Source organism: Salinicola sp. V024, from assembly GCF_052645315.1.
In genome coordinates this window covers 111679-134748 of the sequence record NZ_JBQXYB010000007.1, presented here as the reverse complement: position 1 = coordinate 134748, position 23070 = coordinate 111679, and the positions used below count along the sequence as shown (strand labels likewise).

The following is a 23070-nucleotide window of genomic DNA, read 5'->3' as shown; positions in this document are numbered from 1 at the left end:
GTCGAGATGTCAGGCGGCCACTTCATCGTCCAGAAACGCCGCCTTGAGCAGTGCCTGGGTATAGGCCTCTTTGGGCTGACTAAAGATCATCTCTGTCGAGCCCTGTTCGATGACGCGACCTTCCTTCATCACCAGCACGTCATCGGAGAGCGCGCGAACGACCGACAGATCGTGGCTGATGAACAGATAGGTCAGGCCGTGCTTCTTCTGCAGATCCCGCAGCAGATCGATGACGCGCACCTGCACCGAGCGATCCAGTGCCGAGGTCGGTTCGTCGAGCAGCAGTAGCTCGGGCTTGAGGATCAGCGCGCGGGCAATGGCGATGCGCTGACGCTGACCGCCGGAGAATTCGTGCGGGTAGCGATTACGCATCGACGGATCCAGCGCGACCTCCTCGAGTGCGGCGATGACCTCGGCCTCGCGCTGACGGCGGTTCAGCTCGGGGTGGTGAACTTTGAGCCCTTCGCTGATGATGTCGCCCACCGTCATGCGCGGGGAGAGTGAGCCGAAGGGGTCCTGGAACACCACCTGCAGGCGCGAGCGCAGCGGTCGCATCCCGGATTTGTCGAGCCCGGAGATGTCGGCCTCTTCGAAGCGGATTTCACCTTCGGATTTCAGCAGCCGCAGCAGGGCGCGGCCGAGCGTCGACTTACCGGAACCGGACTCGCCGACGATACCCAGCGTCTCGCCGCGACGAATCGACAGGTCGATGCCACGTACCGCCTCGAAATACTCGTTCTTGCCGAACAGACGCTTCTTGAGCGCGAAGCGTACCTTGACGTCTCGCCCGCTCAGCAGTACCGGCGAATTCGCGGGTGCCGGTTCCTTGCGCCCGCGCGGAATCGCATCCAGCAGCATGCGCGTGTAGTCGTGCTGGGGGTTGTCGAAGACATCGAGCGTACGGCCGCTTTCGACCACTTCGCCGTAGCGCATCACCGCGACGTGATCGGCGAAGTGCCGAACGATGCTCAAGTCATGGGTGATGAACAGAATCGCCATGCCGTATTTGGCCTGCAGCGACTTGAGCAGTTCGAGAATCTGCGCCTGCACGGTGACGTCCAGCGCCGTGGTCGGCTCGTCGGCGATCAACAGCTTGGGCTCGCCGGCCAGCGCCATGGCGATCATCACGCGTTGGCGCTGACCGCCGGAAAGCTCGTAGGGGTAGCTGTCGATGCGTCGTTCCGGCTCGGGGATGCCGACCTGATTCAACAGCTCGAGTACGCGCTGGCGGTTGGCCTTGCCCTTGAGCTGCTTGTGCCGGATCAGCACTTCACCGATCTGGCGGCCGATGCGATGCAGCGGATTGAGCGAGGTCATCGGCTCCTGGAAGATCATCGAGATGTCGTTGCCGCGAATCCGGCGCATGCGCTTGGGCGTTATCTCGAGCAGGTTTTCGCCGTTGAAGCGGATCGCGCCGGTTGTCTCGGCGAGCTCCGGTAGCAGGCGCATGGCGGCGGTCGAGGTCACCGACTTGCCGGACCCGGATTCGCCCACCAGCGCCAGCGTCTCGCCTTCGGCGATGGAGAAGCTCACGTCCTTGACCGCCGTTACCGGGCCATTGGGCAACTGAAAGGTCACGCTGAGCTTGTCGATTTCGAGCAGTGATTGAGTCATCGATATGTCCTCAGCGCGTGCGGGGGTCGAGGGCATCTCGCAGCCCATCGCCCAGGAAGTTGAGACAGAACAGCGTGAGCGCGAGGAAGATCGACGGTACCAGCAGCATCCATGGCGCACTTTCCATCATGTCGACGCCTTCGGAGATCAGCACGCCCCAGCTGGTCAGCGGTTCCTGCACGCCGAGTCCCAGGAACGACAGGAAGCTCTCGAGCAGGATCACCTTGGGTACGGTTAGGGTGACGTAGATGATCACCGGGCCGATGGCGTTGGGAATCAGATGGCGGGTGACGATCTTGGTGTCGCGTACGCCCAGCGCGTGGGCGGCCTCGATGAATTCCCGCCGCTTCAGTGCCAACGTCTGGCCGCGCACGATGCGTGCCATGTCGAGCCACTCCACTGCGCCGATGGCGGCGTAGATCAGGAAGATGTTGCGCCCGAACACCACCATCAGCAGGATCACCAGGAACATGAACGGCAGCGAGTACATGATGTCGACGAAACGCATCATGTAGTTGTCGACGCGGCCGCCCAGGTAGCCCGAGATGGCGCCGTAGAGCACGCCGATCATCAGACTGACGAACGACGCGACCAGCGCCACCGAGAGCGAGACGCGTCCGCCGTAGAGCACGCGGGTGAGCAGATCGCGGCCGTTGGCGTCGGTGCCCAGATAGTGGGCGTTTTCCAGCGTCGGGCCCGTGCCGAAAGCATTCCAGTCGACCTCGGCGAGCCCCCACGGCAGCAGCCACGGACCGACGATACACACCACGATGATGGCGATCAGCAGGCCCAGGCTGACCATGGCAGCGCGGTTCTGGGAGAGCCGCCGCCAGGCATCCTTGGCCAGGCTTTCACCAATAGGGGCAGCGCCCACCGGGGCGACGTCGGCTTCCGGCTCCGGAGAGCGGGGCGGGTTGGGGCCGCCGGCGGGCAGCGGCGCACCGTGGGCCTGTTCGCCGCTGTAGGGCTTGGTGTCACTGGTCATCAGCGGCCTCCCCGGTTTGTACACGTGAATGAAGCTGTGGATCGGTATTTGTCATGGTCGATTCGTTGTCATGGATCAGGCGTCGTAATGAATCAGTCGTCATAGCGAATTTGCGGATCGAGCGCGGAGTAGAGCAGATCGACGATCAGGTTCATCAACACGATCAGCACGCCATAGAAGACCACGGTGCCCATCACCAGGGTGTAGTCGCGGTTGAGTGCGCCCTGAACGAAGTAGCGGCCGATACCGGGGATGCCGAAGATCTGCTCGATCACCACCGAACCGGTGATGATCCCGGCGATGGCTGGTCCGAGATAGGACATCACCGGCAACAGGGCGGGACGAATCGCATGGCGCCAGAGCACCTCGCCCTCGTTGAGGCCCTTGGCCCGGGCGGTGCGGATGAAGTGGCTGCCCAGCACCTCGATCATGCTGGCGCGCATCATCCGCGCGATATAGGCGATCTGCTGAATCGACAGCGCCACCACCGGCAGCACCAGATTGGGCAGGGCACCGCCGTTCCAGCCGCCCGCCGGTAGCCAGCCCAGCAGCACGCCGAACACCAGCGCGAAGATCGGTGCGAGCACGAAGTTGGGCACCGCGATACCGGTCAGCGCCGTCCCCATGACCACGTAATCCACGGTCGAGTTGCGCTTGATCGCCGCCGCAATGCCCAGCGGCAGCCCGACAAGCAGCGCGAGTAGAATCGCGAGCCCCCCGATTTCCAGACTGACCGGGAACCCCTGCATGATCAGCTCGGTGACCGAGAAATCCTTGTACTTGAACGACGGCCCGAAATCGCCCTGCAGCAGGTTGCCCATGTAGCGCAGATACTGCATCGGCAGCGGCTCGTCGAGGTGATACGCCGCCATCAGGTTGGCTTCGATCTCCGGCGGCAGCTGGCGCTCGCCGTCGAACGGCCCGCCCGGCGCCACCCGCATCAGGAAAAACGAGATCGTGATCACGATTAGCAGCGTGGGAATCGCCTGCAGCAGGCGCTTGAGGGTGTAGATCAGCATGTATTGCGGTCTCTTCTCGGCTTGGCTGCGGTCATGAGTAAGTCCCTAGTCGGCATAGGTGTTCAGATTCATCATTCAGGATCTTTGAAGTGCATCCAGCGGCTCAGATGGTCGTCCATCGGGCTTTCCTCCCAGCCGGAGAGCGAAGGGGAAACCAGCGCCGGTCGAATATAAAAATAGAGCGGCAGTAAAGCGTAGTCGTCCAGCAGGATACGTTCGGCCTTGGCCATGAGCCGAGCGCGTTCGTCGAGATCCAACTCGTTCGAAGCGCGCGCCATCATGGCATCGTAGTCGGCGTTGCTATAGCCGGAGTGGTTGTTGGGCACGCCGGTGCGGAACAGATCCAGAAAGTTGCTGGCGTCGTTGTAGTCGGCGTTCCACGGCGCCATGCCGATCTGGAAGTCACCCTGGCGCAATTTCGAATAGTAGACGGCGGCATCGCTGTTGGTGAGCGTGACCTCGACACCGAGCGGTTTCCACATTGCAGCCATGGCGACCGGAAGGCGCTTGGTGTCCTGGTTGGTGATGTAATCCACGGTCAGGTGCAGCGGGTGATCGGGGCCGTATCCGGCGTCCTGCATGAGCGCTTTCGCTTTGGCAAGCCGCTCATCCATCGGTTGCTGGGCAAAGTCGAACTTGGGGCCGTCATAATCACTGATCGCAGTAGGCACGAGGCTGTAGGCGAGCGGCTGATTGAGTTTGGTGATTTGCGTCGTGATGATTTCACGACGAATGGCAAGGTTGAGCGCCTCGCGAATGCGGGGATCGTTGAGAACACTGCCCGGACGCTGATTGAACGCGAAATAGAATGTCGCCAGGGTTGGTGTTTCATGGAGCGCATCGGGAAGGTTCTCGCGCGCCCACTCGATACGGTCGGTCGGCACACTGCTGGTCATGTCGACTTCGCCAGCGCGGAAGCGATTGAGGGCGGCGCGGCCGTCGTCGATGGGCAGAAACCTGACCTCGTCGAGTGCGACATTGGTGGCGTCGTGAAAATTCGGGTTCTTCACCGCAGCGATGTGATCGTGGGATATCCACTCGGTCAGTTCGAAGGCACCGTTGGAGACCATGTGGCCAGGCTTGGTCCAATCGCTGCCGTACTGCTCGATGGCGGTGCGCGGGACTGGATAGGTCGAGGCGTGGCTCAGCATCTCCAGGAAATAGCCGGTGGGTCGGGCCAGGGTAACGCTCAGCGTGTGATCGTCGCTGGCCTCGACGCCCAGCGAGCCGGCCGGCTTTTCGCCCTGGTTATAGGCGCGAGCGTTGAGAATCGGATACAGCATGTAGGCATAGGGGGCGGCGAGTTTCGGGCTGAGGATTCGACGCCAGGCATAGACGAAATCACCGGCGGTCAGCGGCGTTCCGTCCGACCATTTTGCATCTTCACGCAGGTGAAAGGTGTAGTGCAGCCCGTCATCGGAGATGTCCCAAGATTTGGCGACGCCCGGGATCGATCCGCCGGCGGCGTCTCGCGTGAGTAATCCCTCGAACAGATCCGAGATGATGGCCGACTCCCAGGTCCCGGTCATCAGCTGCGGATCCAGCGACGAAGGCTCGGCCCCGTTGGCACGTCTGAGAATCTGCTTGCCGCCTTCGATATCCGCCGCGGCGAGCGGGGGCGTCAGAGTGATCATCGCGCAGCCCGCGATAACGAGCAGTTGCCTGATTGTTGTTTTCATCATGCCTGATTCCGCCCTCGCTCCAGCGGTGTCTTCGTTGTCGTTGTCGTTGTCGTTGTCGTTGTCATGAGTCCGTCCTTTGCCGGCGTGGCTCGAGATGGCGCTCAGTTGCCCTGCGGCAGCGAAAGCCACCGAGAAAGATGTCGATTGAGCGCGTTGTCTTCCCAACCAGCCAGCTTGGGATTGACCAGATTGCGCGAGACGTCGACGTAGATCGGCGCCACGGCGTAGTCGGAGAGCGCCAGGCGCTCGGCCTGCTCGAGCAGTCGTTGACGCGTACCCATGTCGGTTTCGCGGCTGGCCTGACTCATCAGCTGATCGAAGGTATCGCTTTGGTAGCCGCCGTAGTTCTTGGGCGAATCGCTCTGCAGAATGCCGAGGAAGTTGCTGGCGTCGTCGAAGTCCGCGACCCAGCTGCCGCGGCCGACATCGAAGTTGCCGGCGGCGAGCTCGGCGTAGTGGACGGCACCTTCGGCGTTGATCAACTGCGTCTCGACGCCCAGCGGCTGCCACATCGCGGCCAGTGCCACCGCGATTCGCTTGTTGGCTTCGGTGGTGGAGTAGCGCAGGGTCAGCTCCAGCGGATGATCGGCGTCGTAGCCGGCATCCTCGAGCAGGGCTTTGGCCTTGGCGACACGGCCGTCCATGTCCTGATCCAGGCCGGGCATGACCTGGGCCTCAAAGTGGCTGACGCCGTCGGGCACGAAACCGCTGGCGGGGGAGACCACGCCGCCCATGATCTGATCGGCAATCACATTGCGCCGGATGGCCAGGTTGAGTGCCTCACGCACGCGCTTGTCGGCGGTAGGGTGGCCGTCGCGCTGATTGAGCGCGAAGTAGTAATTGGCCAGCTGCGGCGCGAGATGCACGGCGTCGGCCAGGTTCTGCTGCAGCCACTGATAACGATCCGGCGAGAAGTCGCGGACGATGTCGAGACCGCCGGCGCGGAAGCGTTGCAGTCCGGCGCTGCGATCCTCGACCGGATAGTAGTCGACGCCGTCGAGGGCGACGTCATCGGCGGCATGGAACTCGGGGTTCTTGCGCGCGGCGATGTGATCGTGGGAAACCCAGCTGGTCGGGGTAAAGGCGCCATTGGTGGCGATATGATCCATCTGGGTCCAGTCGTTGCCGAATTGCTCGACCAGATGCGAGGGCACGGGCGACGCCGCGATATGCGCCAGCAGCGTCGGGAAGTAGGGCGTCGGTTGATCGAGCGTGATCTTCAGCGTCTTGGCGTCGACGGCTTCGACGCCGAGAGCCGGGGCGTCTTTTTCACCCTTGGTGTGCGCTTCGGCGCCGCGAATCGGGTAGAACAGGCTGGCGTAGACCGCGCCATTGGCCGGATCGAACAGGCGCTGGAAAGCGAGCACGAAGTCCTTGGCGACCACGGGTTCGCCGTCCGACCAGTTGGCGTCGTCGCGCAGCTTGAAGGTATAGACGGTCCCGTCGTCACTGATGTCCCAACTGCTGGCCGCGCCGGGAATGTAGTCACCGCCCGGGTCCAGCGTGACCAGGCCCTCGAAGAGATCTCCCAGGACGTCGTTTTCCCAGGTGGTGCCACCGATCCGCGCGGTATCCAGCGAGGCCGGCTCGCCCTGGATGCCGATCTCCAGGGTTGCGGCCAGGGTGGTGTTGGCAAATACGAGCGTCCCCAGCAGCAGGGGTAGCCACAGGCGGCGCCGGCGTCCGGCGCGGTAATGGAATTCGGGCATGATCGAGTTCGTCCGTTGTCGTCGCTTGTTGTCGCCGATTTGTTGTCGTCGATGGTCGTACTGGGAAACCGCTCCCGACTCGATACTAGCGCTACCCTGCGTCTGCCGCCGATTTTCTCGTCAGACGCAGCCCTTCAAAGACATCGCCCTTCAAAGACATCGCCCTTCAAAGACATCGCCCGTCTAAGACAGCGCCCGTCAAAAATAGCGGCGCACGGCGCACAACTGTCTTGCATAATCGCTGCCGCCGAGGCGACGACATTCGATCCGGGCGTTGTTGGTCGGCGAATGCAGCATGCGATCCTCGCCGAGATAGAGCGCGACGTGATCGACCACCAGCCGGCCTTCGTCGTTGGGCTTCTCGAAAAACAGCAGGTCGCCCGCACATCGCTCGCCTGGCTCGACCGGCTGCCCCGTCTTGACCTGATCGTGAGCATCGCGCGGCAATGCGATACCCACGGCGGCGAACAGGCTGTGAACCAGTCCCGAGCAGTCGTAGCCGAAGCTCGAGTTGCCGGCCCACAGATAGCGCAGGCCGTCGAAGCGCCGCCCCAGCGTCTCCAGCGTCGCGGCAGTCGCCGGGAAACCCTCGCCCGGCAGATGGACGCTGTCGCGTGGCAACCAACCCCGGCCGAGCGACGTCTCCACCCAGACGCGGGAGGGGTCTTCACCATCGGGAGACGTGGCCAGGCGCAGCCGCGTCAGAAAGCTCAACTTCAGCGACTCGCCCGACGGCAAACCTCTCAACCAGGTGATTGGCGCAATGACGCAAGCGCTGTCGTCGTGATCAGGCCGGCAGCCGGGTGCATCGCTCAGCTGGCGTGCAGGCATCCAGCCGGGGTAGCCGCGGTCGTCGAGCGACGACACCTGGCTCGGGACCACCACGCGGCACCATTCGACGCCCTGGCTATCGCTCGCCCGCTCGAGGATCTCGACCGGCGTGTCCAGCAGCACTTGGGTGGCGAGCCGCTTCTCCTTGCACAGGGCGAGGCGGGTGTCGTCATCCAGTGCCGCCAACCAGCGCTCGAGGAGGACCGGGTTGCCGAGCACCGGGGCATCGATGGCCCGCGGCGCTTCGGGGGAGGTCCACAATCCGGCCACGGTGACGGCTACGCAGGTCATGCCGGTGCTCCATGGCGGCGGCTCACGTCATTACTCCGTGAAATGCACCCAGCGCGACGGATGGTTGTCTTTGACGTTGTCTTCCCAGCCTTCGAGCTTCGGGTTCACCAGATTGCGGGTGACATAGGTCAGCATGGGAATGAACGCGTAGTCGTCGAGCGCCACGTTCTCGGCCTTTTCTAGCAGCTTCTCGCGGGCATCGAGATCCTGAGTCCCGGCCGCCTGGTCCATCAGCTTGTCGTACTCGGGATTGGAGTAGGCCCCATAGTTGTTGCCGACACCGGTATGCAGCAGGGTGAGGAAGTTCTCGGCATCGTTGTAGTCGGCGATCCAGCCGGCGCGGGCAACATCGAAGTCGCCTTGCTGGATGGTCTGGTAGTGGACGGTGGCTTCGGAATTGATCATCTGCACGTTGACGCCCAGCGGTTTCCACATGGCAGCCACGGCGATGGCGATCTTCTTGTGCTCGTCACTGGTGTTGTAGCGCAGGCGCAGGTCGAGCGGATGATCGGGGCCGTAGCCGGCTTCCTTCAGCAGTTCCTTGGCCTTGGCCATGCGATCGTCCATGTCGTCGCTGCCGAGATCCATCTGCTGGGTGTCGTAGTGGCTGACGCCCGGCGGCACCATGGCGGTGGAAGCCTTGAAGCTGCCGGCCATGATCTGTTTGGAGAGCACCTCGCGGCGTACCGCCAGGTTGAGCGCCTCGCGCACGCGCTTGTCGGCGGTGGGGCTGCCCTCGCGGCTGTTGAGCACGTAGTAGTAGGAGCCGAGATACGGGCCCATGTGGGTCGCATCGGGCAGGTTGTCGGTCAGCCACTGATAACGGCTGGAAGGATAGTCCGTCAGTACATCCAGCTCGCCGGCACGAAAGCGCGAGATGCCGGAATTGCGGTCTTCGACGGTGAAATAGTTGACGCCGTCCAGGGAGACATCGTCGGCGTCATAGTAGGTCGAGCTCTTCTCGACGCTGATCTTCGACTGCGAGACCCAGTCCACCGGCTTGAACGCCCCGTTGGTGGCGATATGGTCGAATTTGACCCAATCCTTGCCGTACTCGTCGACCAGGTGTTTGGGTGCAGGGTAGGTGGTGTAGTGGATCAGCAGCTGCAGGAAGTAAGGGGTGGGGTGGTTCAAGTGAACCTTGAACGTCTTGCCGTCGTCCAATGACTCGACACCCAGCGCATCGAGCGGTTTGTCACCTGTGTTGACTGCCTCGGCATTGACGACCGGATAGAGCATGTAGGCGTACTTGGAGGCGTTCTCGGGCGCCAGCAGATGCTGCCAGCCGAACACGAAGTCCTCGGCGGTGACCGGCTTGCCATCGGACCACTCGGCGTCGTCACGCATATGAAAAGTATAGGTCTTGCCGTCGTCGGAGACTTCCCACTTGGTTGCCATGCCTGGCAGCAGCTTGCCGTCGGGGGACTCCTTCAGCAGGCCTTCGTAGACGTCCATCAATACCTGGGATTCCCACACGCCGCCGGAAACCTGGGAGGTATCGAACGAAGCGAGCTCGCCCTGAACGCCGATGCTGAGCGTTTCGGCCATTGCCGGCGACGCCATCATGGAGGTGGCTAGCGCCAGGGCGCTCAGGGGAAACAGGGTGCGGGGAAGTTGCGCCTTCGACATCTGTTGAGAACTCCGACTTTTTGTTCTGGGAAATGTGGAAAATCCGTTGTGAAACGTTCGCTGCAGGCCAATCGCTGCGAGCGAGTCATGTCTGAACCGGCAAGTGACGCGCCCGAGTATCGATGCGCTACCTTCGCGCGAACCTCATGAGGCGTCTAATACAAATGCTCGATGGTTCGTTTCATTTCACGCATAGGGCCGCATGAAGGCGGCTGGGGCGCCGCCCTGGTTGTGATTTCAGTAACAGTTAGACGTTGGTCTAGTCACTCCGGTAGATCGATCCAACGCGAGGCGTGCATGTCCAGCGCATTGTCGTTCCAGCCTTCGATGGCCGGGTTGACCAGACTGCGCGAGCTGTAGGTATAGATCGGTGTCAGCGGATAGTCGGCGAGCGCCAGAGCCTCGGCCTGCTGCATCAACTGGGCACGCTTGGCCGGGTCCTGTTCGGCATCCGACCGGGTGACCAATTGATTGTAGTCGTCGTCCTGGTAGCCGCCGTAGTTGTTGGTTTCCGCCGACAGCAGTTGCAGGAAGTTCTGGGGGTCGTCGTAGCTCGAGATCCAGGCGGCGCGGGCGACCTGAAAATCACCTTCCATCAGGTCGGCGTAGTGGACATTGGCTTCGGTATTGCGCAGCTCGACGTCGACCCCCAAGGGCTTCCACATCGCGGCGACAGCCACGGCGATCTGACGATGCTCGTCGCCACTGTTGAATCGCAGCGTCAGTTCGAGCGGTTTGTCCGGACCGTAGCCGGCCTCCTGCATCAATTTCCTGGCCTTGGCCAGGCGGCTGTCCATATCGTCGTCGAGCCCTGGCTGAGACTGGGCCTGGTAATCGCTGGTGCCCGGCGGCACCAGTGTCGTCGCCGGCTCGACACCGCCTTTCAGCAGCTGCTTGGCGATCACGTCGCGACGTATCGCCAGGCTCAGCGCTTCACGCACACGCTTGTCGGCGACCGGAGAGCCGTCGCGCAGGTTGAACACGTAGTAATAAGTGCCCAGCGACGGAAACAGATGGGTGGCGTCGGGCAGATTTTCCGACAGCCGCGGATACTGCGCCGCCGGGTAGTCACGCAGGATATCCAGTTCGCCGGCGCGGAAACGCTGAATGCCGGCGTTCTTGTCCTCCAGCGGGAAATAGTCGACGCCATCGAGGCTGACGTTATCGGCGTCGTGGAAACGATCGTTCTTGACCGTGTCCAGCTCGGTGTTGGAAACCCATTTCACCGGCTTGAAAGCGCCGTTGACCGCGATGTGGGAAGGATCGCTCCAGTCGTCGCCGAATTCGTCCACCAGATGTTTGGGGATCGGGTAGGCGAACGGTAGCACCAGCGTTTTCAGGAAATAGACGGTAGGTGAATTCAGCGTGATCTTGAGCGTCCTGCCCTCGTTCAGGGATTCCACACCGAGCGAGTCGAGCGGCTTACTGCCGGAATTGATCGCCTGGGCGTTGACCACCGGATAGAGGCGATGGGCATAGTTGGAAGCCGTCTCGGGATCGACCTGGTGGCGGTAGGCGTAGACGAAGTCGTCGGCGGTCAACGGCTCGCCGTCGGACCATTCGAGGCCGTCACGCAGATGGAAAGTATAGGTCTTGCCGTCGTCGGAGATCTCCCAGCTCTTGGCGGCGCCGGGAATGATCTGGCCGTCGGCGTCGATGGCGATCGGGCCCTCGAAGATATCCCGCAGGACGTCTTCTTCCCACACACCGCCGGTGATCCTGGCCGGGCTGAGCGAGGCGGGGTCGCCGGAGATGCCCACCTGGAGCGTCGCGGCCTGGAGGGGCAGGGCGGTCAATCCGGCAGCGAGGCCAATGGCGGCTGCGAGTCGAGTCGGTAACATGGAAACGTCATCCCTTTGAATGATTGTCGGTGATCGAACGATCGTGAATCGGCAACTGATGATTTTTTTACCTTAGCGTATCGCGCCCGGCCGCGCCGTGCGGGATGACGCTATGCCGGGGTTTGGCTACAATAGGCCTCCTTTTTTCGGCGAGTCGATCGTTTCCGTATCCCGGGACCGTTCGCCACGCCTGCGGCGACGTTGGCAGGAGCCCCATGCAAGAGATCAACCCGATCAACAACCTCATCAAGGACCTGTCCGAACGGACAGACGTCCTGAGGGGGTATCTTTGACTATGCCGAGAAGAAAGATCGGCTAGAAGAAGTCTCCCGCGAGCTGGAAAATCCGGATGTCTGGAACGATCCCGACTACGCCCAGAAACTGGGCAAGGAGCGGGCGTCGCTGGAGGCCGTGGTCGAGACCATCGACACCCTCGACAGCGGTCTGGCCGACAACCAGGAGCTGCTCGAACTGGCGGTGATGGAAGAGGACGACGCCACCATCGACGAGGTTCGCAAGGAGCTTGCGTATCTCGAAGGCCAGCTCGACAAGCTCGAGTTCCGGCGCATGTTTTCCGGCGAGATGGACGAGAACAACGCCTATCTCGATATCCAGGCCGGCTCCGGCGGCACCGAAGCCCAGGACTGGGCCAACATGCTGCTGCGCATGTACCTACGCTGGGCCGAGCATCACGGTTTCAAGGCCGAGCTGACCGAAGTGTCGGCGGGCGAAGTGGCCGGTATCAAGTCCGCCACCATCCACGTTCAGGGCGAGTACGCCTTCGGCTGGCTCAGAACGGAAACCGGCGTTCATCGCCTGGTGCGCAAGAGCCCGTTCGACTCCGGTGGTCGTCGCCACACCTCGTTTGCCTCGGTGTTTCTCTCCCCCGAAGTCGACGACAAGTTCGAGGTCGAGATCAATCCGGCCGATCTGCGCACCGATACCTATCGCTCCTCCGGCGCCGGCGGTCAGCACGTCAACACCACCGATTCGGCCGTGCGTATCACCCACGAGCCCACGGGTATCGTGGTGGCGTGTCAGAGTCAGCGCAGCCAGCATGCCAACCGCGACTTCGCCATGAAGCAGTTGAAGGCGAGGCTGTGGGAGCACGAGATGCAGAAGCGCAACGAGGCCAAGCAGCAGGCCGAGGACAGCAAGGCCGATATCGGCTGGGGCAGTCAGATTCGCTCCTACGTGCTCGACGATCAGCGGATCAAGGATCTGCGGACCGGCGTGCAGAGCAGCAATTGCGACAAGGTGCTCGACGGGGATCTGGATCAGTTCATAGAAGCCAGCCTTAAACAGGGGCTCTGACGCGCGTGTCTGCGCCCGACTAGGCGCGGCATCTTTCTTTTCAGCGTTAATTCGAATTTTCGACAGGCGACGACATGGCGAACCAAGACAATCCGCAATCTCCTTCCGGTGCACAACCTGACGCTCAGGCGGCGGCTCAGGAAGAGAATCGGCTGATTTCGGAGCGCCGTGCCAAGCTGGCGGCGCGCCGCGAGCAGGCCGCCGAGCAGGGCGGCAGCGCGTTCCCCAACGACTTTCGGCGCGACAGTCTGGCAGCGGATCTGCAGGCGGAGCTGGGCGACAAGGACAAGCCCGAGCTCGAGTCTCTCGATCGTCAGGCGGCCGTGGCCGGGCGCATCATGCGCAAGCGCGGTCCGTTCGTGGTGATCCAGGACGTCTCCGGTCAGGTCCAGTTCTACGTCGACAAGAAGGGCCTGCCCGCCGAGCTGCTGGAAGACATTCAGAGTTGGGACATCGGCGATATCGTCGCCGGTCGCGGCCCGGTCCACAAATCCGGCAAGGGCGATCTCTACGTCATGCTGGTCGAGGCCAAGCTGCTGACCAAGAGCCTGCGTCCGCTGCCGGACAAGTTCCACGGCCTGACCGATCTCGAGGCGCGCTATCGCCAGCGCTACGTCGATCTGATCATGAACCCGCAGTCGCGGCGCGTGTTCGAGGTACGCTCCGGCGTCATCGCCGCGATCCGGCGCTTCATGGTCGAACGCGGCTTCATGGAAGTCGAAACGCCGATGCTGCAGCCGATTCCCGGCGGGGCCACGGCGCGGCCGTTCACGACCCATCACAATGCGCTGGATATCGACATGTATCTGCGCATCGCGCCTGAGCTCTATCTCAAGCGCCTGGTCGTGGGCGGTTTCGAGCGGGTGTTCGAGATCAACCGCAACTTCCGTAACGAGGGTCTGTCGACGCGGCATAATCCCGAATTCACCATGCTCGAGTTCTACTGGGCCTACGCCGATTACCGCGATCTGCTCGATCTGACCGAGGCGATGGTCCGCGATGCGGCCGAGCAGGTGCTGGGCACGACCACCGTCACCTACCAGGGTACCGAGTACGATCTGGGACAGTCGTTTCGCCGCCTGACCCTGCGTCAGTCGATTCTCGAATACGGTGCCGAGCAGGGCATCGGCGAGGCGGAGATCGATACGATCGACGGGGCGACGGCAACCTGTCAGCGCCTCGGCATTCAGATCAAGCCGAGCTGGGGTCTGGGCAAGCTGCAGACCGAAATCTTCGAGGAAGTTGCCGAGCACCGGCTCGACCAGCCGACCTTCATCACCGAATATCCGGCCGAGGTCAGCCCGCTGGCGAGGCGCAACGATACCAATCCGCATGTCACCGACCGTTTCGAATTCTTCGTCGGCGGGCGCGAGATCGCCAACGGTTTCTCCGAGCTCAACGATGCCGAGGACCAGGCCGAGCGCTTTGCCGCCCAGGTGGCAGAGAAGGACGCCGGTGATCTGGAAGCGATGTATTACGATGCGGATTATGTTCGCGCGCTGGAATACGGCATGCCGCCGGCTGCCGGCGAGGGCATCGGCATCGACCGTCTGGTGATGCTGCTGACGGATAGCCCGTCCATTCGGGATGTGCTGCTGTTCCCGGCGATGCGCCCGGAATAATACGGAGCTACGAGCTACGAGCTACGAGCTACGAGCTTTGTGTTTCTGGTGAGACTTGCAGTCGCGGCTCGCGGCTCGCGGCTCGCGGCTCGCGGCTCGCGGCGAAGCCGGGCAAGAGTTGTTGGTCACGAGCGCGGCTAGCGCCCATAATGGCTGCGGTTCGATTTCCGCCGACTCCGAGCGGTTCCCAAAAAGAGGTGACACCGATGAAGCTGCTCAACCGTTCCGCGCTGAGCGTCAAGCCGACCCAGGCGTTCGTCGACTGGGTCAACTCGTTGGAGCCGACTCTCGGTGAAGACGACCTGACCCTCGATGACATCGCCGGCGAAAACACGGTTTATCTGATTCCCGAAATGGATACGCCGGAAGCGCTGCTCGCCTATGTCGAAGAGCGTTACAGCGACATTCTCGAGTCCGAACTGCGGGCGTGGGAAGAGGATCAGCGCCAGTGGCCGGAGAGCCTCAACTGGGCGCTGTTCGAGGAGTTTCTGACCCTCGAGCACAGCTACCTGGCGGTCGATCTCGACGACGAGGTCGAGCTGGAAACGTCCGAAGTAGACGATGAGCTATTGATGGAGAACGACGAAGACCGATGACTCGGGTGCTCTACGATGGCGGCGTCGGCCGCTTTTTCACCACATGTTGAAGCGACTGTTCGAGGAGCGTCCCGGCGACGACGGTCTGCCGGGGCGTGAACGCAAGCTGGCGCTGTTGGCGATGATTACCGGTACCCAGATGGCGGTGCTGGACAGCGGCATCGTCAACATCGCGCTACCCACGCTGGCGAAAGAGTTGGCGATCAGCGGTTCCGAGTCCATCTGGATCGCCAACGTCTATCAGTTGATCACCGCCGCATTGCTGCTGACCTTTGCCGCGGTGAGCCGGCGCATCGGCCGTCATCGTCTCTATATCGGCGGGTTGATATTCTTCACCGTGGCGTCGCTGGGCTGTGCGCTGGCGCGCTCGTTCGAGTTCCTGCTGGTAATGCGAGGGCTGCAGGCAGTCGGCGCTGCGGCAATGCTGAGCATCGGGCCATCGCTCTATCGCATCATCTTTCCCACGCGACTGCTGGGGTCGGCGATCGGGCTCAGCGCGCTGACGGTGGCGTTCGGCATCGCCGCGGGGCCGTCGCTGGGCGGGTTGATCCTGCACGTAGCGAGCTGGCCGTGGCTTTTCGCGATCAATGTGCCGATCGGGCTGCTGGCACTGGTATTGGGCGTCCGTGCGCTGCCACGAGAGAAACCCATTGCCGGGCGGATCGATATCTGGGGTGCCCTGATGTCGATCGTCATGCTCAGCGGCAGTGTCTTTGCGCTGGATCAGCTCGGTCATGGTAACGGCGGCACGCTGGCGCTGATGACGCTGGCGCTCAGCGTGATCTGCCTGATCGGGTTCGTCTATCGCCAACGCCACGTCGCCAGGCCGCTGGTACCGTTGGCGCTATTCGCCGAGCCGCGCTTCTCGTTCGCGGCCGTCGTGTCGATGTTTGCATTCCTGGCTCAGGGCGTGGCCTTCGTCGGGCTGCCGTTCCTTTACCAGACCGTGATGGGGGTTTCGCCGATCATGTCGGCGGTGCTGTTCACGCCGTGGCCGCTGGTGATCATGGTCATCGGGCCGTTGGCCGGGCGGCTGGCGGACAAGGGCAACCCTGCACTGATCAGCTCGACCGGACTGGGGCTGTTTCTGCTCGGCATGCTGGCGCTGACCGGGCTGGATGCCGATTCGAGCAACCTCGACGTGATCTGGCGAACCGCGCTCTGCGGCGTGGGCTACGGGCTGTTCCAGGCGCCCAACAACCGCGAGATGATCGGCAGCGTGTCGGTGGAGCTCAGCGCCAATGCCTCCGGCGTACTGGCCTCGGTGCGCACCTTCGGTCAGTCCGTGGGAACGGCGCTGGTGGGGCTGATCCTCGGGTTCTCGTTCGGTTCGTTGACGCTGGCGCTATGGCTGGGGTGTGCCTCGGTGGTGATCGCCCTGGCGTTGAGTCTCTATCGCACGCCGATGGCCGCCAAAAACTATTCCAAAAGCTATCGGCGCTGACGTCACCCGTCGAGCCGGCATCTCATTTTCTCGGGCCGTCGCCCCAGCGGCGGGTGAGGCGTTACAATAATCCGGTTGGCACAGGAGGAGCTGTCATGAGTGTTCAGGCACGTATCGAAGAGAAACTCGAAACGCTCGAGCCGGTCAGTGTGGCGGTCGAGAACGAGAGTCACATGCACCATGTGCCACCGGACTCGGAAACTCACTTCAAAGTGACGCTGGTTTCCGACCAGTTCGAAGGGCTGATGCCGGTCAAGCGCCATCAGTTGATCTACAGCTTGCTGGCCGACGAGCTTGCCGGCCCCGTCCACGCGCTGGCACTGCATCTCTACACGCCGCAGCAATGGGCCGCGCGGAATGAAGTCCGCCCGGACTCGCCCAACTGCCGCGGTGGGGGCGGCCAGTAGTGATCGCCGATCCCCGACGCCTCCAGTACCTCGAGGCGATGGGCATTGCTGCCTGGACCTCGCGGTACCGGTTCGTCAATGCCAGGCCCACCGAGCAGAGCGAGTGGGAAGTTGCGGCCGCGCCCGACAAGCCGGCCCCGGGGCAGCGCCTGCAGGCGCTACTGGAGACGCCGTCATCCCCGGTGGCCCGCGATCGGCCCTCGGCCGGCGCTCCGGAGCCCGAGGTCGGCGCTCCGCCGGAGCCAGCCGCTACGCCGCCTGCGCGGGCCAGAGCGCTGCTCGAAGGGGTGTCGCCTGCGACCGTTTCGCCATCGGCGGCTACGCCTCTTCCAGCCTCTCCTTCGGCGCCCGCACCGGTGGGTTCGGCCGAAGAGCCGGCCAAGCGCCCGGTGCTCGCCGATCCACTTCGCTTCACCTTGTCGCTTTCGGTGCTCGGCGATCGCTGGTGGCTGATGCTTCCCGGTGACCGACCGCTGTCGGCGGCCGGTCACGCGCTGCTGGCGCAGATGCTGAGAAGTGTCGGCGTTCCCGGCGATGGATCCGCGCTGTCCCGCCTCTCCTGGCCGTTGATGGACGTGCCGGCCAGCGACCCGGCCGATGAAGCTCGCGAGGGCATTCAGGTTTTTTGCGCCGGTCAGGCGCAGCGCCACGGCCTGAGGATCGACGGTGCCATCGTCGTTGGCGATGAAATCTGGGCGCCGCTGTTGAGCGACGCCGACAGCAAAGCCGAGGAAAACGCCGAGTACGAGGCTAAGGACAATGCCGGCTGGACCTGCCACTCGCTGCCTCATCCCGACGATCTGCTGGCCTCCGCCGATGCCAAACGGGAATGCTGGCCACGGCTGCAATCGTTGGCGGTTGCCTGGCGGCAGGGCGCTGCTCGGTCGGAATGAGCGGCTCCATCACCTCTCGAGTCCGGCGGCTGTTGAATTCAACACATGGCGAAGCCGACGTCTGACGGTGTCGAACTCTGCCAACCTCGGCCTCCGCCAATCTCGACCTTCTCCGATGTCGATCGTTTCCACGCTTCCCGGATAACGCCACGTGATCTCTCTTTCCGACACTTTCCCGTCCGATCTCGCCCCGGTCCGCCTGGGCGTGGACGATCTGCCGGCACTGCTGACGTTCGAGCGCCTGGCCAACGACGACGCCTGGACGGAAGCGTTGTTGCGTGCCGCGCTGACCGACAGCGATTACGAAGTCTGGGGGATCCGATCGGCCGATGGCGCCGGACTGCGGGCGACGGCCGTTCTGGCCCACCTGCCCTTCGACGCCGAACTGCAGTCGATCTGCGTCCTGCCTGGCGAGCGACGCCATGGCCTGGCACGAGGCCTGCTGGCCTGGATATCGCAGTGTGCGACTGCGCGCGGGGCGGAAAGATTGCTGCTCGAGCTTCGAGAATCGAATCTGGGGGCCAGGCGACTCTACGAACAGGCCGGGTTCGTCGTCGATGGCCAGCGTCAGGGTTATTATCGGCGTGAGGATGGGCGAGGCGAGGATGCAGTGCTGATGTCGCGGGCGCTGATTGGAGTTGAGTTGAGTCAGGGGCGGACACCGCCAGGGGGAGGAGTGAGACAGCGGGATTCGAACCGAGGCTCGTGAGCGCGGCCGGCGTGCCGACAGGGTGGCTCGAAGACGGCCACCCTGGATTCAACTCAGCTGTTGTTGCTGTCGCTCGTCTGAGTATCCAGCGACTGCAGCTTGTCGAGCAGGCCGCCGAGGCGCTGTTCCCACTCCTCACGCTCCTGCTGGAAGCGCGCGTTTTCCGCCTTGAGCTCTTCGTTTTCCATCTTCAGCATCTCGATACTGTCGACGGCATCCTGAATCTTCTGCTCCAGCTTGGCGAAGATTTCCCCGTTCATTGGCACGCTCCTTGAAAGCTCATGACTGTCTAATGGAAAACAATCTAATGGAAAACAACCTGATGAAAAACCACTGTTGACCTGATGGGCGCCAGCCTACGTGGCGCCGAAGCCCACGACAAGCGTCTCGAACTGGCGACGTCAACCCGCGCTTTGATCGCGCCGAAACAGCCGCCCATGGCTCTCTCCGGCGACGATTTCCCGATGAAGCTGCCAGCAATCCGGCGGCTGCCAATCCAGTTCGTGTTCCGTCTCGACGTAGATCATCGCTCGGGCTGCCAGCCAGCCATCGGTTTCGAGTCGCTGGCAGGTTTGAGCCGCAAGCCCCAGGCGGAAGGGCGGGTCGAGGAAGACCAGATCGAACGCGGTGGGCGTACCGTCGAGAAATCGCTGCACATCGTTTCGATGAACCCGGCCGTTGGCACCCAGCAGTTCGATATTCGCCTCGAGGACGTCGACGACGACGGCAGTCGATTCGACGAACGTGGCCGCATGCGCGCCGCGCGACAGCGCTTCCAGTCCCAGCGCGCCGGTGCCGGCATAGAGATCCAGCACCTGCTTGGCGCCGACATCGAACGCCAGCCAGTTGAACAGGGTTTCGCGCACCCGGTCCGGCGTTGGACGCAAGCCGGGGCTCTGGGCAATCGCCAGTGTGCGACGACGGAATTCGCCGCCGATCAGACGCAGCTGACCGGCCCCCCGATGCGGTGACGCGGGACCGTTATGGCCAGAACGGGCGCTGCCTGGGGCGCGGTTTCGGGCGCTGTTGACAGCCTTGCGTGGGCGACGTCGATTCATGGCGCGCAATTGTACCCCCGCAACCCTCGCGGTGATAGGATGACGCTTCGATATCGATATTCTCCGAAGTCGTGATGATCGACGCTGATTCAGCGGCGCCAGCACGGCTTTTCAGCAGTGAAGCCATCCATGTTCGGACTATTCAAGAGTCGCAAGAAACAGCAGCAGGAAGAGGAAGCCCGCCGGCGCGAGGCAGAAGACGCCGAGGCCGCGGCGGTAGAGGAAAACGCGGAGGCCGGCGTTCCCGACAGCGAGAGCGTCGAGGTTGACGAGGCCAAGGGTGATGGCTCGGAAAACGCCGTCACGGAGGAGGAGCGCGCGTCTTCCGACGCCTCGCAGCCCGAAGTCGAGCGGGATCCGGAATCTCTCGTTTCCGACGAAGCCCCTTCCGTTCCAGGCGAAGACCCTTCCGTTCGAGACGAAACGACCGCTCCGGCGGTCGGGACCGTTACGCCCGACGATGAATCGCTCGTTCAGGCGGAAGATCCTGAACGCTCGGCAAGCGTGGATTACGCGCCATCGGCGCTCGAGGAGACGGCTGCCAGACAAGCGCTGAGTGAGCCGTTGTCGCAGGAGTCGCCGCAGTCGGCGCTGGAAGAGATCCCCGCGGAGGGGACGCGTGCGACAGAGCTGGCAACCGACGTGACGCCGCCGTCCTCTCCGGCAGAATCCTCTCCGGTCGAGGCCTCTCTGGACGAACTTCCGGCAGCGGCGTCCCCCTCGCCGGACGAAGCCCCGGCGGCTTCATCTTCGCCGATCGAGTCCTCGCCGGTTGCAGCCGAGCCGAGTGCCGCGGCCCCCGCGCCGAAGGAGAAGCCCAAGGGTGGCTGGCTATCGCGCGTGCGGGCTGGTCTGGGACGTACACGTGCCAATCTGACCGATGGCGTCGCCGATCTGCTGCTGGGCAAGAAGCAGATCGACGATGATCTGATGGAGGATCTCGAAACTCAGCTGCTGCTGGCAGATGTGGGAATCGAGGCGACCAGCGAGATCATCGAACGCCTGACCGGACGTGTTTCGCGCAAGGAACTCGCCGACGCCGACGCGCTCTACCGCGCGCTGCAGGAAGAACTGACGGCTCTACTGGATCCGGTCACCCAGCCGCTGCAGCTGCCGCCGAAGGGTGAGGGCCCGTTCGTGATCCTGATGGTCGGCGTCAACGGCGTCGGCAAGACCACGACCATCGGCAAGTTGACTCAGCGTTTCCAGAACGAAGGGCGCAGCGTGATGCTGGCGGCCGGCGATACTTTCCGGGCCGCCGCCGTCGAGCAGCTCAAGGTGTGGGGCGAGCGCAACCGCGTGCCGGTGATCGCCCAGCATACCGGCGCCGACAGTGCCTCGGTGATCTACGACGCCGTCGCCGCGGCCAAGGCGCGTAAGGTCGACGTATTGATCGCCGACACCGCCGGCCGCCTGCACAACAAGAGCCACCTGATGGAAGAGCTCAAGAAGGTGCAGCGGGTGATGGCCAAGCTCGACGCCACGGCACCGCACGAAGTGATGCTGGTACTCGATGCGGGTACCGGCCAGAACGCGATTTCTCAGGCGACCACCTTCGACGAGGCGATTCCGGTCACCGGTATCACCTTGACCAAGCTCGATGGCACCGCCAAGGGCGGCATCATCTTTGCCCTTGCCAAGAAAACGGGTATCCCTATCCGCTTCATCGGCGTCGGTGAATCGCTCGAGGATCTGCGACCGTTCGATGCCCAGACCTTCGTCAAGGCGCTTTTCGATCGAGACGCCGGCCGGGATGGCGACGCGGATTCATGATTGCTTTCGAGCACGTCGGCAAGCGCTACGGCGGGCGTTTCGAAGCGCTCGCCGATATCAATTTCCGCGTCGAGCGTGGCGAAATGCTCTTTCTGACTGGCCATTCCGGTGCCGGCAAGAGTTCCCTGCTGCGACTGGTCATGCGTCTCGAGCGCCCTTCGCGGGGGCGGGTGCTGGTTGCCGGTCATGATCTCGACCGCCTGCATATCAGTCAGGTTCCCTACTACCGACGCCAGATCGGCGTGGTCTTCCAGGATCACCAGCTGCTGCTCGATCGCGACATCTTCTCCAACGTGGCGCTGCCGCTGACGATCCAGGGGGTCGAGCCGGCCGATGCCGCGCGCCGCGTGCGCGCGGCGCTGGACAAGGTCGGGCTGCTGCATCGCGAGCGGGCGCTGCCGATCGAACTCTCTACCGGTGAGCAGCAACGGGTGGGAATCGCCCGTGCGGTAGTCAACAAGCCGGCGTTGCTGCTGGCCGATGAGCCGACCGGCAATCTCGATCCACAGCTGTCCGCCGATATCATGCGGCTGTTCGAGGATTTCAACCGAATCGGTACCACGGTGCTGGTGGCGAGTCATGACCTGGCCCTGATCGCGCGGCTGCGGCATCGCGTGCTGAAGCTGCGCGACGGCCGCCTGGTCGGTGATGGGGGGGCGGCATGAGCGAACGCCAGCCTTCCGCTGAGCGCCCTCGTGGCGCGCAGAAGCCGCAGCGTCGCGCTTCCGGCGGCGGTCGCGCCTGGCTGCGGCATCATCGGGCGATGATGAGCGACAGCGCATTGCGACTGGTCAAACGGCCGATAGCAACGCTGTTGACGATGTTGGCGATCGCCATCGCGCTGATTCTGCCGGCGGGATTGTGGTTGGCACTGGACAGCGCGCGGCTGCTGGACGCCGAGCTGGACGATAGCGCCACGCTGACGGTTTATTTTGCCGCCGATGTGGGCGAGTCTCGCGCTATGGACCTGGCCGCCGAAGTCGGCGAGCAGCCCGGTGTGGCCGGCACGCGGCTGGTGACTGCCGCCGAAGGGCTGGCGGATTTCCAGCAGACGCTGGGCGTGGACGACGCGCTTTCGCAGCTCGAGACCAATCCCCTGCCGGCGAGTGTCGTGGTCACCCCCGACGCGACGGCGCCCGCTGAAGTTCAGGCGTTGAGTCAACGGCTGCAGGCCCTCGACGGGGTCGACGAAGTGCGTCTGGATCTGGCCTGGCTCGATCGTCTGCAACAATTGGCGGCGCTCGGCCAGCGCGTGGCGCTGGCGTTGGCGCTGCTGTTCGGCCTCGGCGTGCTGCTGGTGGTGGGCAATACCATCCGGTTGGCGGTAGAGAGCCGGCGCCAGGAAATCGAGGTCGTCACGCTGATCGGCGCGACCCATGCCTTCGTCCGCCGCCCCTTTCTCTATAGTGGCGCCTGGTACGGACTCGGCGGCGGGGCGCTGTCGCTGATCATTCTGGTACTTGGCGGCAACTGGCTGGCCTCGCCGGTCGCGGCGCTGGCAGAAAGCTACGGTGCCCACTTCGCACTGCCCTCGCTGGGTATCGGACATTCGGCATTTCTGCTGCTTTTTAGTACACTATTAGGCTGGTTGGGAGCATGGCTCGCGGTGGGTCGTCATCTGGCGGACATCAAACCGCGTTAGCCTATTTATTA

General features: G+C 63.3%; 20 protein-coding genes. 10 read left to right on the top strand and 10 right to left on the bottom strand.

Going from position 1 to position 23070, the window contains the following annotated elements; translation table 11 throughout:
- Nucleotides 1–9: 9 nt before the first annotated feature.
- The 8 genes from ACUN9V_RS12220 to ACUN9V_RS12185 form a co-directional block, all read right to left on the bottom strand.
- Complete coding sequence (locus ACUN9V_RS12220) at nt 10–1614, bottom strand: ABC transporter ATP-binding protein (protein ID WP_445511584.1); 1605 nt, start codon at nt 1612–1614, stop codon at nt 10–12.
- 10 nt (nt 1615–1624) lie between these two features.
- Nucleotides 1625–2599 carry an ABC transporter permease gene (locus ACUN9V_RS12215; protein ID WP_445511583.1) on the bottom strand — a complete coding sequence of 325 codons (975 nt, stop codon included), beginning with the start codon at nt 2597–2599 and terminating at the stop codon, nt 1625–1627.
- A gap of 92 nt (nt 2600–2691) precedes the next feature.
- Complete coding sequence (gene oppB, locus ACUN9V_RS12210) at nt 2692–3618, bottom strand: oligopeptide ABC transporter permease OppB (protein WP_445511582.1); 927 nt, start codon at nt 3616–3618, stop codon at nt 2692–2694.
- Nucleotides 3619–3689: 71 nt separating this feature from the next.
- Entirely contained in the window at nt 3690–5300 is a 1611-nt protein-coding gene (locus ACUN9V_RS12205; RefSeq protein WP_445511581.1) for a peptide ABC transporter substrate-binding protein, read from the bottom strand.
- A gap of 101 nt (nt 5301–5401) precedes the next feature.
- Complete coding sequence (locus tag ACUN9V_RS12200; protein ID WP_445511580.1) at nt 5402–7009, bottom strand: peptide ABC transporter substrate-binding protein; 1608 nt, start codon at nt 7007–7009, stop codon at nt 5402–5404.
- 198 nt (nt 7010–7207) lie between these two features.
- Nucleotides 7208–8131, bottom strand: coding sequence for an NlpC/P60 family protein (locus ACUN9V_RS12195; protein ID WP_445511579.1), 924 nt, complete (start codon nt 8129–8131; stop codon nt 7208–7210).
- 30 nt (nt 8132–8161) lie between these two features.
- Nucleotides 8162–9760, bottom strand: coding sequence for a peptide ABC transporter substrate-binding protein (locus tag ACUN9V_RS12190; RefSeq protein ID WP_445511578.1), 1599 nt, complete (start codon nt 9758–9760; stop codon nt 8162–8164).
- Nucleotides 9761–10023: 263 nt separating this feature from the next.
- Complete coding sequence (locus tag ACUN9V_RS12185; RefSeq protein WP_445511577.1) at nt 10024–11601, bottom strand: peptide ABC transporter substrate-binding protein; 1578 nt, start codon at nt 11599–11601, stop codon at nt 10024–10026.
- Nucleotides 11602–11816: 215 nt separating this feature from the next.
- Between ACUN9V_RS12185 and prfB the strand changes: the two genes are divergently transcribed.
- The 7 genes from prfB (at nt 11817) to ACUN9V_RS12150 (ending at nt 18586) form a co-directional block, all read left to right on the top strand.
- A protein-coding gene (gene prfB / locus ACUN9V_RS12180; RefSeq protein WP_445511576.1) for a peptide chain release factor 2 occupies nt 11817–12915 on the top strand; the annotation gives its coding sequence in 2 pieces (ribosomal slippage) (nt 11817–11891 and nt 11893–12915; 1098 coding nt in all).
- A gap of 74 nt (nt 12916–12989) precedes the next feature.
- A complete protein-coding gene (lysS, locus tag ACUN9V_RS12175; RefSeq protein WP_445511575.1) occupies nt 12990–14537 on the top strand; it encodes a lysine--tRNA ligase in 1548 nt (515 codons plus the stop codon).
- A 206-nt stretch (nt 14538–14743) separates the two neighbouring features.
- Nucleotides 14744–15133 carry a hypothetical protein gene (locus ACUN9V_RS12170; protein ID WP_439304883.1) on the top strand — a complete coding sequence of 130 codons (390 nt, stop codon included), beginning with the start codon at nt 14744–14746 and terminating at the stop codon, nt 15131–15133.
- Between the two features lie 43 nt (nt 15134–15176).
- Complete coding sequence (locus ACUN9V_RS12165) at nt 15177–16577, top strand: MFS transporter (protein ID WP_445511574.1); 1401 nt, start codon at nt 15177–15179, stop codon at nt 16575–16577.
- Nucleotides 16578–16672: 95 nt separating this feature from the next.
- Nucleotides 16673–16984 carry a BolA family protein gene (locus ACUN9V_RS12160; protein ID WP_445511573.1) on the top strand — a complete coding sequence of 104 codons (312 nt, stop codon included), beginning with the start codon at nt 16673–16675 and terminating at the stop codon, nt 16982–16984.
- Complete coding sequence (locus ACUN9V_RS12155; protein WP_445511572.1) at nt 16984–17877, top strand: hypothetical protein; 894 nt, start codon at nt 16984–16986, stop codon at nt 17875–17877. The genes ACUN9V_RS12160 and ACUN9V_RS12155 overlap by 1 nt, the downstream gene beginning before the upstream one ends.
- Before the next feature lie 151 nt (nt 17878–18028).
- Nucleotides 18029–18586 carry a GNAT family N-acetyltransferase gene (locus tag ACUN9V_RS12150; protein ID WP_445511571.1) on the top strand — a complete coding sequence of 186 codons (558 nt, stop codon included), beginning with the start codon at nt 18029–18031 and terminating at the stop codon, nt 18584–18586.
- A gap of 53 nt (nt 18587–18639) precedes the next feature.
- On the opposite strand, the gene ACUN9V_RS12145 is transcribed toward ACUN9V_RS12150, so the two are convergent.
- Nucleotides 18640–18846: a cell division protein ZapB gene (locus ACUN9V_RS12145; RefSeq protein ID WP_445511570.1), complete on the bottom strand. Its 207-nt coding sequence runs from the start codon at nt 18844–18846 to the stop codon at nt 18640–18642.
- A 141-nt stretch (nt 18847–18987) separates the two neighbouring features.
- Entirely contained in the window at nt 18988–19644 is a 657-nt protein-coding gene (rsmD, locus tag ACUN9V_RS12140) for a 16S rRNA (guanine(966)-N(2))-methyltransferase RsmD (RefSeq protein WP_445511569.1), read from the bottom strand.
- A 129-nt stretch (nt 19645–19773) separates the two neighbouring features.
- On the opposite strand from rsmD, the gene ftsY reads away from it, so the two are divergent.
- From ftsY to ftsX, 3 genes are read left to right on the top strand one after another with little or no spacing between them, the layout of a single operon-like run.
- Entirely contained in the window at nt 19774–21417 is a 1644-nt protein-coding gene (gene ftsY, locus ACUN9V_RS12135) for a signal recognition particle-docking protein FtsY (protein ID WP_445511568.1), read from the top strand.
- Nucleotides 21414–22082: a cell division ATP-binding protein FtsE gene (gene ftsE / locus ACUN9V_RS12130; protein WP_445511567.1), complete on the top strand. Its 669-nt coding sequence runs from the start codon at nt 21414–21416 to the stop codon at nt 22080–22082. Before ftsY ends, ftsE begins: the two co-directional genes overlap by 4 nt.
- The gene (gene ftsX / locus ACUN9V_RS12125; RefSeq protein ID WP_445511566.1) at nt 22079–23059 is read left to right on the top strand and encodes a permease-like cell division protein FtsX; all 981 of its coding nucleotides are present in this window, start codon (nt 22079–22081) and stop codon (nt 23057–23059) included. The genes ftsE and ftsX overlap by 4 nt, the downstream gene beginning before the upstream one ends.
- Nucleotides 23060–23070: the final 11 nt, after the last annotated feature.